This is a genomic window from Paenibacillus motobuensis (assembly GCF_039521865.1).
Classification (GTDB): Bacteria; Bacillota; Bacilli; order Paenibacillales; family Paenibacillaceae; genus Fontibacillus; species Fontibacillus motobuensis.
This window is the reverse complement of the sequence record NZ_BAAACX010000028.1, coordinates 122,507-136,469: the sequence shown is the minus strand read 5'-3', so window position 1 is coordinate 136,469 and position 13,963 is coordinate 122,507. Positions and strand designations below refer to the sequence as shown.

The 13,963-nt window shown below is 47.7% G+C and carries 14 protein-coding genes; 3 read left to right on the top strand and 11 right to left on the bottom strand.

Annotation, left to right across the window (positions count from 1 at the left end):
* Positions 1 to 49: 49 nt before the first annotated feature.
* The 3 genes from ccpA to ABD014_RS24545 form a co-directional block, all read right to left on the bottom strand.
* The gene (gene ccpA, locus ABD014_RS24555; RefSeq protein WP_068781962.1) at positions 50 to 1,054 is read right to left on the bottom strand and encodes a catabolite control protein A; all 1,005 of its coding nucleotides are present in this window, start codon (positions 1,052 to 1,054) and stop codon (positions 50 to 52) included.
* 112 nt (positions 1,055 to 1,166) lie between these two features.
* The gene (gene ytxJ, locus ABD014_RS24550) at positions 1,167 to 1,508 is read right to left on the bottom strand and encodes a bacillithiol system redox-active protein YtxJ (protein ID WP_343865844.1); all 342 of its coding nucleotides are present in this window, start codon (positions 1,506 to 1,508) and stop codon (positions 1,167 to 1,169) included.
* Between the two features lie 186 nt (positions 1,509 to 1,694).
* Positions 1,695 to 2,111, bottom strand: a complete 417-nt coding sequence (locus tag ABD014_RS24545; RefSeq protein WP_343865842.1) for a hypothetical protein — start codon at positions 2,109 to 2,111, stop codon at positions 1,695 to 1,697.
* Between the two features lie 142 nt (positions 2,112 to 2,253).
* On the opposite strand from ABD014_RS24545, the gene ABD014_RS24540 reads away from it, so the two are divergent.
* Positions 2,254 to 2,781, top strand: coding sequence for a type 1 glutamine amidotransferase domain-containing protein (locus ABD014_RS24540; protein ID WP_343865942.1), 528 nt, complete (start codon positions 2,254 to 2,256; stop codon positions 2,779 to 2,781).
* Between the two features lie 78 nt (positions 2,782 to 2,859).
* Here ABD014_RS24540 and ptsP read toward each other — a convergent pair whose 3' ends face one another.
* From ptsP to ABD014_RS24510, 6 genes are all read right to left on the bottom strand, one after another.
* The gene (ptsP, locus tag ABD014_RS24535; protein ID WP_343865840.1) at positions 2,860 to 4,587 is read right to left on the bottom strand and encodes a phosphoenolpyruvate--protein phosphotransferase; all 1,728 of its coding nucleotides are present in this window, start codon (positions 4,585 to 4,587) and stop codon (positions 2,860 to 2,862) included.
* Between the two features lie 226 nt (positions 4,588 to 4,813).
* Positions 4,814 to 5,245 carry a CoA-binding protein gene (locus ABD014_RS24530; RefSeq protein WP_343865838.1) on the bottom strand — a complete coding sequence of 144 codons (432 nt, stop codon included), beginning with the start codon at positions 5,243 to 5,245 and terminating at the stop codon, positions 4,814 to 4,816.
* A gap of 26 nt (positions 5,246 to 5,271) precedes the next feature.
* The gene (gene aroA / locus ABD014_RS24525; protein ID WP_343865836.1) at positions 5,272 to 6,576 is read right to left on the bottom strand and encodes a 3-phosphoshikimate 1-carboxyvinyltransferase; all 1,305 of its coding nucleotides are present in this window, start codon (positions 6,574 to 6,576) and stop codon (positions 5,272 to 5,274) included.
* 29 nt (positions 6,577 to 6,605) lie between these two features.
* The gene (locus ABD014_RS24520) at positions 6,606 to 7,121 is read right to left on the bottom strand and encodes a shikimate kinase (protein ID WP_343865834.1); all 516 of its coding nucleotides are present in this window, start codon (positions 7,119 to 7,121) and stop codon (positions 6,606 to 6,608) included.
* Between the two features lie 218 nt (positions 7,122 to 7,339).
* On the bottom strand, positions 7,340 to 8,749 hold the full coding sequence (gene gndA, locus ABD014_RS24515; RefSeq protein WP_343865832.1) for an NADP-dependent phosphogluconate dehydrogenase: 1,410 nt from the start codon (positions 8,747 to 8,749) through the stop codon (positions 7,340 to 7,342).
* Positions 8,750 to 8,964: 215 nt separating this feature from the next.
* A complete protein-coding gene (locus ABD014_RS24510) occupies positions 8,965 to 9,561 on the bottom strand; it encodes a hypothetical protein (RefSeq protein ID WP_343865831.1) in 597 nt (198 codons plus the stop codon).
* A 304-nt stretch (positions 9,562 to 9,865) separates the two neighbouring features.
* On the opposite strand from ABD014_RS24510, the gene ABD014_RS24505 reads away from it, so the two are divergent.
* Complete coding sequence (locus ABD014_RS24505; RefSeq protein WP_343865830.1) at positions 9,866 to 10,495, top strand: YktB family protein; 630 nt, start codon at positions 9,866 to 9,868, stop codon at positions 10,493 to 10,495.
* A 73-nt stretch (positions 10,496 to 10,568) separates the two neighbouring features.
* Here ABD014_RS24505 and ABD014_RS24500 read toward each other — a convergent pair whose 3' ends face one another.
* Positions 10,569 to 11,843 (bottom strand): MFS transporter, encoded by a 1,275-nt coding sequence (locus tag ABD014_RS24500; protein WP_486190739.1) that lies wholly within the window; start codon positions 11,841 to 11,843, stop codon positions 10,569 to 10,571.
* A 162-nt stretch (positions 11,844 to 12,005) separates the two neighbouring features.
* Here ABD014_RS24500 and ABD014_RS24495 point away from each other — a divergent pair, with 162 nt between their 5' ends.
* Positions 12,006 to 13,481, top strand: coding sequence for an aminotransferase class I/II-fold pyridoxal phosphate-dependent enzyme (locus ABD014_RS24495; RefSeq protein WP_343865829.1), 1,476 nt, complete (start codon positions 12,006 to 12,008; stop codon positions 13,479 to 13,481).
* A 120-nt stretch (positions 13,482 to 13,601) separates the two neighbouring features.
* Here the strand turns inward: ABD014_RS24495 and ABD014_RS24490 are convergent, their stop codons facing one another.
* Positions 13,602 to 13,925 (bottom strand): DUF1292 domain-containing protein, encoded by a 324-nt coding sequence (locus tag ABD014_RS24490; protein ID WP_343865827.1) that lies wholly within the window; start codon positions 13,923 to 13,925, stop codon positions 13,602 to 13,604.
* Positions 13,926 to 13,963 lie beyond the last annotated feature (38 nt).

The following is a 13,963-nucleotide window of genomic DNA, read 5'->3' as shown; positions in this document are numbered from 1 at the left end:
GTCTATCTCTATCTGATGGCCACCAGCACAGCTAAGGCCCAGTTAAGCATTACACATGACTGACAGAGAGACGCAGAATCGTCTCATGAGGCAAAATCACATGGGGGTTGTCCACCGCTTCCTTCTTCATCAGCTTCGTCAACAGACGCATAGCGACCGCACCAAGGTCGTACATCGGCTGGGCAACCGTCGTCAATTGCGGACGTACCATCGATGCCATGCGAATATTGTCTACACTGATAATAGAAAAGTCATCAGGAACTTTAAGTCCTTCATCCTGAATGCTGTGAATAGCTCCAATAGCCATTTCGTCGGTCGCTGAGAATATCGCCGTCGGCCGTTTCTTGAGACCGAGGAAATACTTCATAGCCTCGACACCGGATTCGTAGCGATAGTTGCCAATCCGCACCAAATCCTCTTGATACTCGATTCCAGCTGTCTCGAGAGCGCGTTTATAGCCTTGAAAACGTGCATAACCGTTCGCCGGGTCCTGCAAAGTGCCGCTAATCATAGCAATATTGCGATGACCGTGACGAATCAGCGTACTCACTGCATCGAATGCAGCAGCTTCGTGGTCAATATCTACGGATGGGAACATGCCCTTCTCGTCGCTCGTCGCACAGAGTACGATCGGAACAGACGAAGTCTGGAATGCTTGAACATGTTCTTCAGTTACTACTCCGCCCATGAAAAGAAGTCCGTCAACCTGCTTCTCAAGCAAGGTATTTACGACGCGAATCTCCTTCTCCTTCTTCTTGTCTGCGTTACATAGGATAATGTTATAGTGGTACATGTTGGCGATGTCTTCGATACCTCGCGCAATCTCTGCAAAAATTGAATTCGAGATGTCTGGGATGACCACTCCGACCGTGGTCGTCTTCTTGCTGGCAAGACCTCTTGCCACCGCATTTGGACGATATCCCAAACGTTCAATCGCTTCGTATACTTTCTTCCTGGTCTGCGGCTTGACATTCGGATTGTTGTTTACAACCCGAGAAACCGTCGCCATCGAAACGCCCGCTTCACGTGCCACATCGTAAATGGTAACCGTCACATTCTTCTCTCCATTGCCAATAGATTTTCACTCGTTCATCCGGTAAGGTCCAGTACCCCAATTAGTTTAATGATACGACAAAATATTACTTTGTGCAATGATAACGCTTCACTTATCCCAGAATTCCTTGTAGAGCTCCGGAAGTAATCTGTGAATGGGAAGTATTCCATACTGCTTGCCCATTCTTGACGAGTATTGCCTGAGGAGATTCATGCTTCACGCCAAGCAACTCGGCAGCAGCATTAGATACCTCTCGTTCTTCAATCACATAAATCAAACCATATATAACTCCCTCATTGGGAGCCGCATTCAAATATGCTGTAAACTCTCGCTCAGCCCCGGCACTGATCGGGCAACGAGTACTGTGTTTGAACAACAAAAGCGGTTGACTAGTGGATTGCTGCAAAGCGCTATGAAGGTCTTCTATGGATGTTATTCTTAGCAAATTATACATGACATATCCATCCCTTCTTCATTTAGAGGTAATTCAAAAAGTCCACTCTCTAGCTCTCGTCCAACCTTTGGTGCTGAAAACGGCCTTTTTGAACACGCACTTTAAGTATCTGTACCTTGCCATATGTTATATTAACAAAATGCGCCCCTTAAAAACAACTTTATTCGTCATTTCTTTTAAATTCATTTACTTCGTTTCTAAAAATTGGCGCTTTTTCACAAATGAAGATAAGCTGGATAAGCGAAATGATATTGCCTCCATCCAGTCAGCGTCTCCTTCTTTACTCGCATACCCGTACAAATCCAGTAACAAATTAATGCGTTCCTCGCATTTCTCTATCAAGAATGCATTAAATGAGGACACCTCCAATAGTTCCTGCCCGGACTTATAAACGTCATACAATACCGAAGCAAGCTCATTCACACTCGTAAAAATAACTCTTCCTTCCCGTTGCTGTTCCTTTAGCTCAGCTAACAGCTTAGTTACATCCTGCTTAAATGATGGAATTAGTTCATAAGTAGAGCAATCTTCGCATTCCAGAATAGGAACTAAGTCGATTTGATACATATTTTCGAAAACTAGCATCCGAAAGCTAAGAGTCATTGCCTGGCCGCAACGGCAGAATAAAAGCACGGTATCACCTCATAATCACATCTGTGCTGTATGTAATCTTTAATTCATATTTGATACAATTAAAATATTGAAATCGATTTTCGTCAAGACTCATTTCAGACAGGAGGAGACTATATTGAGACTAACTGGAAAAAAAGTGATCGCGTTAGTAGATGAAGAGTTCGAGGATTTGGAGCTATGGTATCCGATTTACCGCGTCCGCGAAGAGGGAGCCGAAGTTCATCTCGTCGGCCCGGAGAAAGGCAAAAAATACATCGGCAAATATGGGGTTCCCGCGGAAGCTGAATTCTCCTTCGAGGAAATCTCTGCAGATCAATATGATGGCATCCTTGTACCCGGAGGCTGGGCGCCAGACAAGCTCCGCCGCTATCCCAAGGTACTGGAGATGATCCGCGATCTGCATGCGGCCCAGAAGCCGATCGGACAGATCTGCCACGCCGGTTGGGTACTGATCTCAGCCGGAATTCTGAAAAACGTCACGGTCACCTCGACCCCAGGCATCCGCGACGACATGGAGAATGCCGGGGCGATATGGAAGGATGAGCCCGTCATCGTCGATGGACATATCATCTCTGCACGCCGTCCACCGGATTTGCCGCCTTACGGCAAAGCTTATATCGAAGCACTCGCCGCTAAATAGCTTGAGAGGAAACAACAGCACCAGAGGTCCATCCTCCGGTGCTGTTACTTTTCATATTTTGTTCTATATCAATAAGAATTAACGTACTTCGGTTCCCAAGTAACGAACCAGTTCCGCTTCCACCTCGGTGCTTGTCGATAGGCGGTAGCAAAGAGCGCCTAATTCACGACTCTCACTAGCATAAATATTCAGTATCCGGTGTTTGACGCGAAGAAGGGATTGCGACGACATACTCAGGTTGCTTACCCCAAGATAGAGCCAAATCGGGAGTGCCCTCTCATCGCTGGCCAGCTCGCCGCATACACTGATCGGAATTCCCGCTTCCTTCGCCGCCATAACGGTCTGTCGAAGCATGCGTAGTACCGCTGGATGAAAAGGATGATACATATGGGCTATCTTCTCATTCATCCGATCTACAGCAAGCACGTACTGGACCAGATCATTCGTGCCTATGCTGAAGAAATCTACTTCCTTAGCCAGAAGATCTGCAATCGCTACGGCTGCTGGAACCTCAATCATCGCCCCGATCGGTACATTGTCGTCATAGGCAATTCCTCTAGCGGTAAGTTCTTGCTTGGCTTCCTGCAAAATTTCTTTCGCTTTGCGAACCTCCTCCAGCGAGGAGATCATCGGATAGAGAATTTTAACATTACCGTAAGCACTTGCCCGCAGGATAGCCATTAACTGCGTTTTGAAAATTTCTTTATTATCAAGGCTTATCCGAATGGCCCGGAATCCCAGAACAGGGTTCTCTTCTTCAGGGATCGCAAAGTATTCCAGCTGCTTATCACCGCCGATGTCCAACGTTCGGATCACAACCGAATGCTCTCCCATTCTCTCGGCGATCTGACGATAGACCTCAAACTGCTCCTCTTCGCTTGGGAAGCCCAGCCGATCCATATACAGAAATTCTGTCCGGAACAGCCCAACTCCCTCCGCTCCATATTTGAAGGTCAGCTCCAGATCCTTCACCGAGCTAATATTGCCAGCCAGCTTCATCCGCACATTATCCTTTGTTACAGGGTCCACCGAAGCGAGCAGCTGTAGTTGTTCCTTCCTCCGCCGCTGTCTCTCGGCAATCGCAGTATATTGATCGATAATGACATGACCCGGATTCAGGAAAATAGCTCCTTCATCCCCGTCAATCACCAGAAGATCGCCAGTCTTAAATATCTCTGTCAAGGAATCCTCCAGGCCTGAGACGAGTGGAATTCCAAGCGCCCTGGCCATAATTGCCGAATGCGAAGTCTTGCCTCCAGCTATCGTCACCATCCCCAGCACATGCTGTGGATTCAAATGGACAAGCTGTGAGGGGGACAATTCCCGGGCTACCAGGATATATGGCTGCGTATCGGAAGGCAGTGTAATATCTGGGGTTCCGAGCAAATGCTTAAGCAATCGGTTGCCGACATCCTTAATATCAAGCGCCCGCTCCTTCATATACTCATCATCCAACAGATCAAACATCGTTACAAAATGATCGATCGCTTCTTTAACAGCCACTTCGGCCGCTTTGTATTGACGCTCTATAATCCCGCGAATTTCACTCATAAAAACAGGATCTTCCAGTATGGCGATATGTGCATCAAAAATGTTAGATTCTGCTACTCCAACCGTCTCTTTAATCTCGTTCTTCATGAACTCGATTTCGGTCTTGGACGTTCTAATGCCTTCATACAGCCTTTCGAACTCCTTGGCCAAATCCACACTTTCCATTCGCCGATCCGGAACATCCCATTCCCAGGTGGGCAGCACAAATGCCTTGCCGATGGCAACACCAGCCGCTGCACCAATACCTTGTATCATGTTTCGACCCCCTAAACCTATTTAAACCCTTATAGAGGTTGTTCAACAAGCCAGTACGGAACTCTGACTATTGAACACGCATTTATAGGATAGTCTCTCTCTATTTCTTAATGGTACGCCCAGCCTCATTCTTTTGTCAAAGGAAATAGTGCAGACAAGTGAAAACCGCCCGGCATAGATTTTACCGGACGATATTCAAGGTCATATTAGCTCTGGATTGATTCTGTTAACCGTGACGCTTGCCGATCAGGAGGCTGTCCTCCACCTTAATACAGCGGTCCATAATGACGGTGAGCCCGCCTTTAGCGGCGATGTCAGCCGCTTCCTCGTTAATGATGCCCTGCTGTAGCCACAATACATTAGCGCCGATCTCAACCGCCTCCTTAGCGATCTCAGGTGTATGTTCGCTGCGGCGGAAGACGTCAACGATGTCTACAGGCTCAGGAATATCCTTAAGCGATGGATAGACCTTCTCGCCGAGAATTTCACCCGAGACGACAGGGTTAACCGGGATAATCCGGTACCCATTGCCCTGCAATGCCTCACCAATCATATGAGAGGTGCGATCCGGCTTATCGGACAAACCGACAATCGCAATATTTCCGGCCTTCTCTAGAATTTCTTTGATCTTCTCTCTGCTTGGATTTTCAAATGCCATTTTACTTGCTCCTCTCTAATGTATGTTCACAAAGTCCCGTTTTCAACCCACTCCACATTACCCCCAAGTGCGGTAATATGGTCGAAGAATCCAGGATACGATTTGGCGACATGATGCGCATCCTTGATGACTAGCGGCTGCTGGCAACGAAGACCTACAACAGTTAGAGCCATGATAACCCGATGATCGTAATGCGCATTGATTGTGACGCCGCCTGGCAATTCACCTGGACGACCGTGCACAATAATCTCTGCCTGGCGCTCTTCCACATCGGCACCGGCTTTGCGGAGTTCGTTCAAGTAATCAGTAATGCGGTCGCACTCCTTGTACCGTAAATTCTCTACATTATAAAAACGGGATGTGCCCTCGGCGAAGACCGCAGCAGCTACCATAGCGAGTACGGCATCTGTCGCTGCATCGCCATCGAACTCAATCGGCTGCAATTGACCATTGCCGCGGACGTGAACGACTCCGTTCTCATGGGTTAGTGGAACTTCCATCATGCGCAGTACGTCAACGATTGCCCGCTCTCCCTGCTTGCTCTGTTCCATCAGACGATGCACCTTCACATCTGAATTCGTCACAGCCGCAGCGGCCAGAATTGCCGCTGAGCCTGGATAGTCTCCCTGCACCGTATATTCCCTCGCTTGGTAGGATTGACGACCAGGCACTTTATAATTCATCAAATCCTCGCTGGCATGGATGACGATTCCCGCCTGTTCCAGCACCTCCAGCGTTTGTCCGATAACGACCTTCGATTTCAGATCATAGACAACCTCAATCTCACTGTCCTCTTCAAGCAATGGTGTGAGGAATAATAGTGCGCTGAGGAACTGCGAACTGACTGCACCGGATACTTTTATCTTACCACCCTTCGGCGCACCGCCACGAACTGTAATTGGGAGCTTGCCATCCCGATGCTCGATTTCAACACCCATGCTCTGCAAGGATTCGATCAAGTCATCATGCGGACGCTTGCCTAATGAATCAGGATACGTATTCACAAAGGTAATATCCGGGGACAGGGCCGCAATCGCTAATAGAAAGCGCAGCACGGCTCCTGCATTGCCTACGTTCAATTCCTTGATATCCTTCGGATGCCGCCCGAAGCCTGTGATGACGATTTTCTCTTCATCCTCTTCCAACACAGCGCCAAGATCAGCAATACAACGACGCATCGCATCGCTGTCCTCGCTGTGGGCTGGATAATAAATCGTGCTAGTACCTTCAGCCAGCGCGGCAACCAGCAAATAACGTGTTGTATAATTCTTTGACGATAACGCTCCGATCTCTCCCCTTAACTCAGGCGTTGGTCTAACGATAACATCCATACTATGAGTTCTCCTTTATGAATTGATGATTAACCGCGGCAAAGCATTAAAATTTCATCTGACACTTGTTCAACACTCTTACCTGTCGTATTCACATGATGATGTGCGAACAGATAAGCGTGCTTGCGTTCATCCAGCAGGATCTCTATCCGCCGCTTCGCGCCCCCAGCCAGTAAGGGTCGATTCTTATCTTCGCCAACACGGCTTAGAATCTCCTCTACTGTGGCCTCAAGGGCCACAACTTGTCCATGCCCGAGCATGCACTTGCAATTGCTCTCCCGCAGCACAGCCCCTCCACCGGTGGCCAGAACGATCCCCCCCTCTTGCAGGACCCGATCAAGCACATCAGACTCTAGATCGCGGAAATAAGCTTCACCCTTCTCAGCGAAGATCTCCGGAATAGAGCAGCCGGCCTGCTGCACGATCTGCTGGTCAAGATCAATTAGACGGTAGCCAAGCTTATCAGCCAAATGCGCCCCTACTGTTGATTTACCAGTCCCCATCATGCCGACAAGTATAATATTATCCTTGTGACTACTCAACATCTCACCTACCTTAATTCCAGCTTGGCAGTAAACTTTTTTCATATCATAACACAGAGCACACTGATGTGGCACTGCCTATCCTTTAGTCCTCAGGAAATAAACTAACGATTCTAAAAGACGCCGCAGCAAGCGGCAATCCGCTGGGTGCGACGTCTTATTCTTGCTCTATATAATAGTGCTCTGCTGAGATATGGGCTTCTCTGCCCAGTTACTCAGGCTTAGAACCATTGATGATGGAATACGCCTTCTTTGTCTACACGCTTGAAGGTGTGAGCGCCGAAGTAATCACGTTGCGCTTGAAGCAGATTCGCTGGCAAGCGATCTGTACGGTAGCTGTCGTAGTAAGCCAGGGCACTGGAGAAGCCTGGTACTGGAATACCGTTCTCTACTGCTGCAGCAATCACTTTACGCCAAGCATCCTGATAGCTCTCAACGATGTTCTTGAAGTAAGGATCGAGCAGCAAGTTCTTAAGCGCAGCATCGCGATCGTAAGCATCCTTGATATTTTGCAGGAACTGCGAACGGATGATGCAGCCACCGCGGAAGATCATAGCGATATTGCCATATTTCAAATCCCAACCATACTCATCGGAAGCCGCACGCATTTGCGCAAAACCTTGAGCATAGGATACGATTTTGCTGGCGAACAGAGCTTTACGTACATTTTCAATGAATTCTTGCTTGTCGCCTTTGAATTCCTTCTTAGCCGGGCCGCTCAGAATCTTGCTTGCAGCTACGCGCTCTTCCTTCATCGCAGACAAGAAGCGGGAGAACACGGATTCAGTGATCATAGACAATGGAACTCCAAGATCGAGTGCGCTTTGGCTTGTCCATTTACCAGTACCCTTCTGGCCAGCTGCGTCAAGAATGACGTCAACCATAGGTTTTCCGGACTCTTCATCGTATTGTGAGAAGATGTCAGCTGTAATCTCGATCAGGTAGCTGTCGAGCTCACCTTTGTTCCACTCGCTGAAAATTTCATGCAATTCCTTGGCATCCGTGCCGAGGACATCCTTCAGCAAATGATAAGCTTCGCCAATAAGCTGCATATCTCCGTATTCGATACCGTTGTGCACCATCTTCACATAGTGTCCGGCACCGTCCGGTCCAATATATGTACAGCATGGATCGCCGTTTACTTTTGCAGAAATTGCAGTCAGAATAGGTTCTACAAGTTTATAGGCACTTTCCGGTCCGCCTGGCATGATGGAAGGCCCCTTAAGCGCGCCCTCTTCCCCGCCGGATACGCCAGTACCGATGAAGCGGAATCCTTTGGCTTCGAGTTCTTTGCTGCGACGCTGAGTATCCGGGAAGTAAGCATTGCCGCCGTCGATAATAATATCGCCTTGATCCAGATGAGGAAGCAGGCTCTCAATCGTAGCGTCAGTAGCTGCACCGGCTTGTACCATAATTAATATTTTACGTGGAGTTTCAAGAGATTGAACGAACTCTTCAATGGAGAAGGTGCCGACAAGGTTTTTGCCTTTGCCTTCATTTTCGAGCAAATCATGAGTTTTTTGCGGAGAACGGTTAAACACCGATACGGTAAAACCTCTGCTTTCAATATTCAGGGCTAAATTCTTGCCCATAACGGCAAGGCCAATAACGCCAATTTGTTGTTTTGACATGGTCTCCATCCTTTACTCACTGTTTATTTTTTTCAATACTATCATTTTAACTCTTTTGTGAATAGAAGTGAATACCTTCATCATATCCTCATAAAACAAGCCCCAGGTTCTCAGGGGGCCTGCAATAATATTTTGCACAGATTGCAAAAATTATATTGTTCGTATTTAGTTCATTTTCCACAGGGCGGTCACTTATCCTTGATAAAGGCTATTAATTACCACTCCAGGCGGATTAATTCGAGCCTGATCTTGCGAAGTTTCTCCTTGCAAGCCTTGATGCTCTCCTGATCTCCCTCTTGCAAAGCTTCATACAGTTTCTCAAGTTCTGCATCAAGCTCCTTCTGAAGCTGCTCAAGCCGCTTCTCCGCGAGTTGAGCCATATATAATTCAGCCATTTTCTTCACATCAATCACTGGCCCTTTTTGATAAATAACCTTATGTTCTACTCCGTTGATTTCTACCTGTCGGATTAGTTCTCCGAACAGAATGTTCTCGACCACGATCTGCCGATCTTTGAACCGTTTTACGACAGCATGCCCGCGTAGATCGCCGATTAATTTCTCCAGCCACTCGGCCAGTTTGGCATCCTTAATGACATAATCGCCGACCAGCTTGTATCCATTCGCTATACGCTGAAAACGCAGCTTCGTCAGCTTGCGGCCTGTGCGGACTGAGATAATGAAAGTCGTCTCATTCTCGCTCCAGTATAAAGAATACCCGTCTTGGATCAAATCACGGATCAATTGCTGAATGTGCCGACGGTCGAATCGGAGTTCCAGGTTGCAGTATTCCACTTCATAACTTTTATTCACGGCACTCCCTCCTCATCATTTGTGAGAGTGCTAAAAGCCGATGTTGCTGCATTTAGCTCTCACCTTTATCTCCCGATTGCGGCTTACTCTATCTTATACTTCATATTATGTAACGGAACTTGGATTATTGATTAATTTTCCCCATCTCTAAGCCCGATCTACGACAATAGGGCAGGAAAGGCCCCGGCAGGCAAGATTACGCCTATTTGCGCTATTAGATGGACAACCTAGCTATAACGATGTTTATGCTATACTAATTGTGACATGATGTGCTTGAATGAAGCACTGAATATGGAGGTTAATCATGATGACGAATTTCAACGGCTTCACCGCAGAGGATTTCGATGTATTCACAGTACCTGGCCTGGAGGGCAGAATGGAAGCGATTATCGGCCAGGTCAGACCGAAGTTGGAGGTTCTGGGCCAGACACTGTCCACCTATCTGTCCGCACTTTGCGGAGAAGAGATGTACCCCCATGTCGCCAAGCATGCTAGACGGACTGTCAATCCGCCGATTGATACCTGGGTGGCCCTGGCAAGCGGAAAACGCGGTTATAAGGCCTTGCCGCATTTCGAAGTAGGACTGTTCTCTACACATCTGTTCATTATTTTTGCGGTTATTTATGAGAGCCCGAACAAGCTTGTATTCGCCGATTTCCTGGACAAGCATGCGGCCAAGGTAAAGAAGGTAGTACCTGAGCATTTCTTCTGGTCCATGGATCACTTCAATCCGGTTGGAACCCCACATGCAGAAGTCAATTCCGCTGAATTAAAGAAGATGGCTGAGCGGCTAAAAAACGTCAAGAAGGCGGAAATGATGTGTGGTTTGCGGATTGAACGCGATGACCCGATTCTGCTCGATGGCGATAAACTGCTTGCTAAGATCGAAGAGACTTTTGCAACCTTGCTGCCTCTGTACAAAGCCTCTTTTTAAAAAAGTATAAGTGTGTCTGTCCTCCTTCTCCCGGACTACCAATCAGGGCGTTATCAACTTATCACCTCCGTACTTATTCAGTACTCAGACGATAGCTTGGCCGGGAGAGGATGAGATGCACAAAGAACAGCAAGCCCATAGAACAGCCACTGGCCAGAAATGGGGCCGATGGGCCAAGCCAATCCCATAATTTCCCCGAGACGATTGGGCCGATAATCATACCGAAGCCCTGGATCGTCAAGAAAAATCCCCAGACCGTCCCCTTCTCCCCCTCCGGAATCAGATGCGACAGCATCGTATCCCAGGTTGGCAGAATGCAGGAATAGCTAAGCCCGATCAGGATAACTAGAAACCAGACGATTGGAATTGAGCGGGTAAGCGCAAATAGGCAGATCGAGATAGCGGCGGAGGCAAAGCCGACATTCAGAAACAAACTTGTCCCGTAACGATCTACTAATTTACCGACTGGAATTAATCCGGCAACGGCAATCCCTCCACCAGCAATTAACATGGCGCTGTAGGCTTCAGGTGACAGCCCAAGTTCCGTTCTAACATATAGGGTTATAACCGGTGTCAGCAACCCGATCGCGAAGGTCTGGAGGAAGAGCGCCGGGTATAGGAATGGACTTACCTTCAAATTATGCCGAATGTGATGCAACGTATGACGGATGTTCTGCAGCAGTGCGTGCAATCTGCCCTTCTGCCCCAAACCTCTAGATGCGGCGTATACCTGCTTATTTCCTTTACCCGGCAAGAATAGTGAGATGATCACAACAACTACCATGCAGGCAAGCAAGAACCAGAATACCAGCGTATAAGACTTACTGACGAGAAAGTTAATAATAATCGGCCCGAGTCCTGTTCCACCAAGACTGGAAATCTGGATGACTCCCATCGCTGTGCCGAAGTTTTTTTTCTCCTTCGTCACTGCGGAGATTCCCATCATTACACAGGGCCATAAAGGCGCCGTTCCAATGCCAAGCAATGCGCAGCCAAGCACAATAAAGCCTACGGTCTTAATGAAGCTGAGGATCAGCACCGCTCCTAGTGTGATCAATAGTCCAACCGCCATCGTCATACGGAACCCGAGCCGTTCTACGAGCCAGCCCGCCGGGCTTCGAAACAGGTTGTCCCCGATATACTGGAGTGAGAAGGATAGTCCGATCAGGAAAGCGCTAAGCTTCAGCACATCTCCCATATAAACCGGCAGCACCGATACCAGCAAAGAACCTTTGACGAACTCGACCAGAAACATAATAATCCACAGACACACAAAGGTCGGAGTTAACAACGATTTGTTAACAAGCTTTGATGTCAGTTTCATCTGCTCACCCCTCCCTGGGAAGATGATCTCCCCTTCTTCATTGATATCAGTTTGCCCAATTTTTGGCTGCCTTTTACCTGCAGAAATAACAGAATTCATCATGCGACTGAATCTTTTCTTGCATTCCGGTCGCTTTTTGCTATACTCAAGCTTGTTAATTTTTTAAGAAAGGCGGAAGACGACTAAATGGATCATCAACGTACGCCGTTATTTACTGCACTTAAGCAGCACGCGGCCACTAACCCTGTACAATTCCATATTCCCGGACATAAGAAAGGCCAGGGTATGGATAAAGAGTTTCATGATTTTATTGGCGATAATGCTCTGTCTATTGACTTGATCAATATCGCCCCGCTTGATGACCTCCATCAGCCGTCGGGCGTAATTGAAGAAGCCCAAAACCTTGCTGCCGATGCCTTTGGGGCGGATTATACCTTTTTCTCGGTGCAAGGAACCAGTGGAGCTATCATGACTATGATTTTGTCTGTTTGCTCTCCTGGGGATAAGATTATCGTACCAAGGAACATCCATAAATCGATCATGTCGGCGATTATTTTCTCCGGAGCGAAGCCTGTCTTCGTATCCCCGGCTCAGGATGCCAATCTCGGAATCGATCACGGAATTACGACTTCTTCGGTACGCAGAGCGCTGCAGAAGCACCCTGACGCCAAGGCGGTATTGGTTATCAACCCGACCTACTATGGGGTCTGTGCTCATCTGAAGGAAATTGTAGACCTGGCTCATAGCTATCATGTTCCCGTACTCGTGGATGAAGCGCATGGCGTTCATATTCATTTTCATGAAGATCTGCCTATGTCTGCGATGCAAGCTGGAGCGGATATGGCTGCAACCAGCGTTCACAAGCTGGGCGGTTCAATGACCCAGAGCTCTGTGCTCAATCTGAATACGAAGAATGGCTATGTGAATCCTCAGCGTGTCCAGACGATTATGAGTATGCTGACGACGACCTCAACTTCTTACGTGCTGCTGGCCTCACTGGACACTGCACGAAGAACTCTGGCTCTTCATGGTCATGATTTGGCCGAGGAATCGATTCGATTAGCTGATTATGTTCGCCGCGGCGTGAACGACATTGACGGCCTGTATAGCTTCGGTCGTGAAATTCTTGGCAGCGAAGCCACCTACGATCTCGATCCTACCAAGGTGACGATTCATGTGCGCCATTTGGGCATTACCGGCTACGAGACGGAGAACTGGCTCAGAGAACATTACAAGATCGAAGTCGAGCTCAGCGATATGTACAATATTCTGTGTCTGATCACGCCTGGAGATAATCAGGAGACGGTGAATACGTTACTAACCGCTCTTCGCGAGCTGTCCAGTTTGTATTATAAAGAAGGCAATGCCAACGAACTGATCGTTAAAATACCGGAAATTCCGCAATTATCGCTTATTCCTCGTGACGCCTTCTATGCTGATACCGAGGTGGTTCCGTTCGCGGAGTCAGCTGGCCGAATTATTGCCGAATTCATATATGTCTATCCTCCTGGAATACCGATCCTCTTGCCTGGTGAGGTGATCTCCCAGGACAATATCGATTATATTCAGGATCATGTCTCGGTCGGATTACCTGTAAAAGGACCTGAAGACCGTTACATCAAGAACGTTAAAGTTATCGTCGAAGCTGATCCGATCTTCTAATAAAAACTTGAGACAGGACTTGAAGGCTGTATATACAGTCTTCAAGGTCCTTTTTTTATTCAAAAAAAGAGCTGCCCAGGCAAAATAAATGCCAAAGACAACTCTTATTTATCGAAAAATTTATGCTTCGTCCAATTCGGATACGAGCTGATTGTAAGCTTCCTCTACTTGATTCCACTCATCTTCGTCCTCGATATTGTACAGCACCATTTCTTCATTCTCTTCTTCCATACGCAGAATGATGCCGTCGGCTCCCGGATTGTTGCGTTCAAGCAGCAATGCATACAGCTTCTCGCCTACGTCAAATGTCTCAACGAGAACCATGTCCACGTCTTTTCCATTCTCATCGGTTAGAGTCAACACGAACTCTTCATGCTCGTGGTCATGATCATGATCATGTCCGCAGCCGCATGCTTCGCCGTGCTCGTGATTATGCTCGCTCATTCGAAATACCTCGCTTTTAGTTTAAAGTTATCAACCTT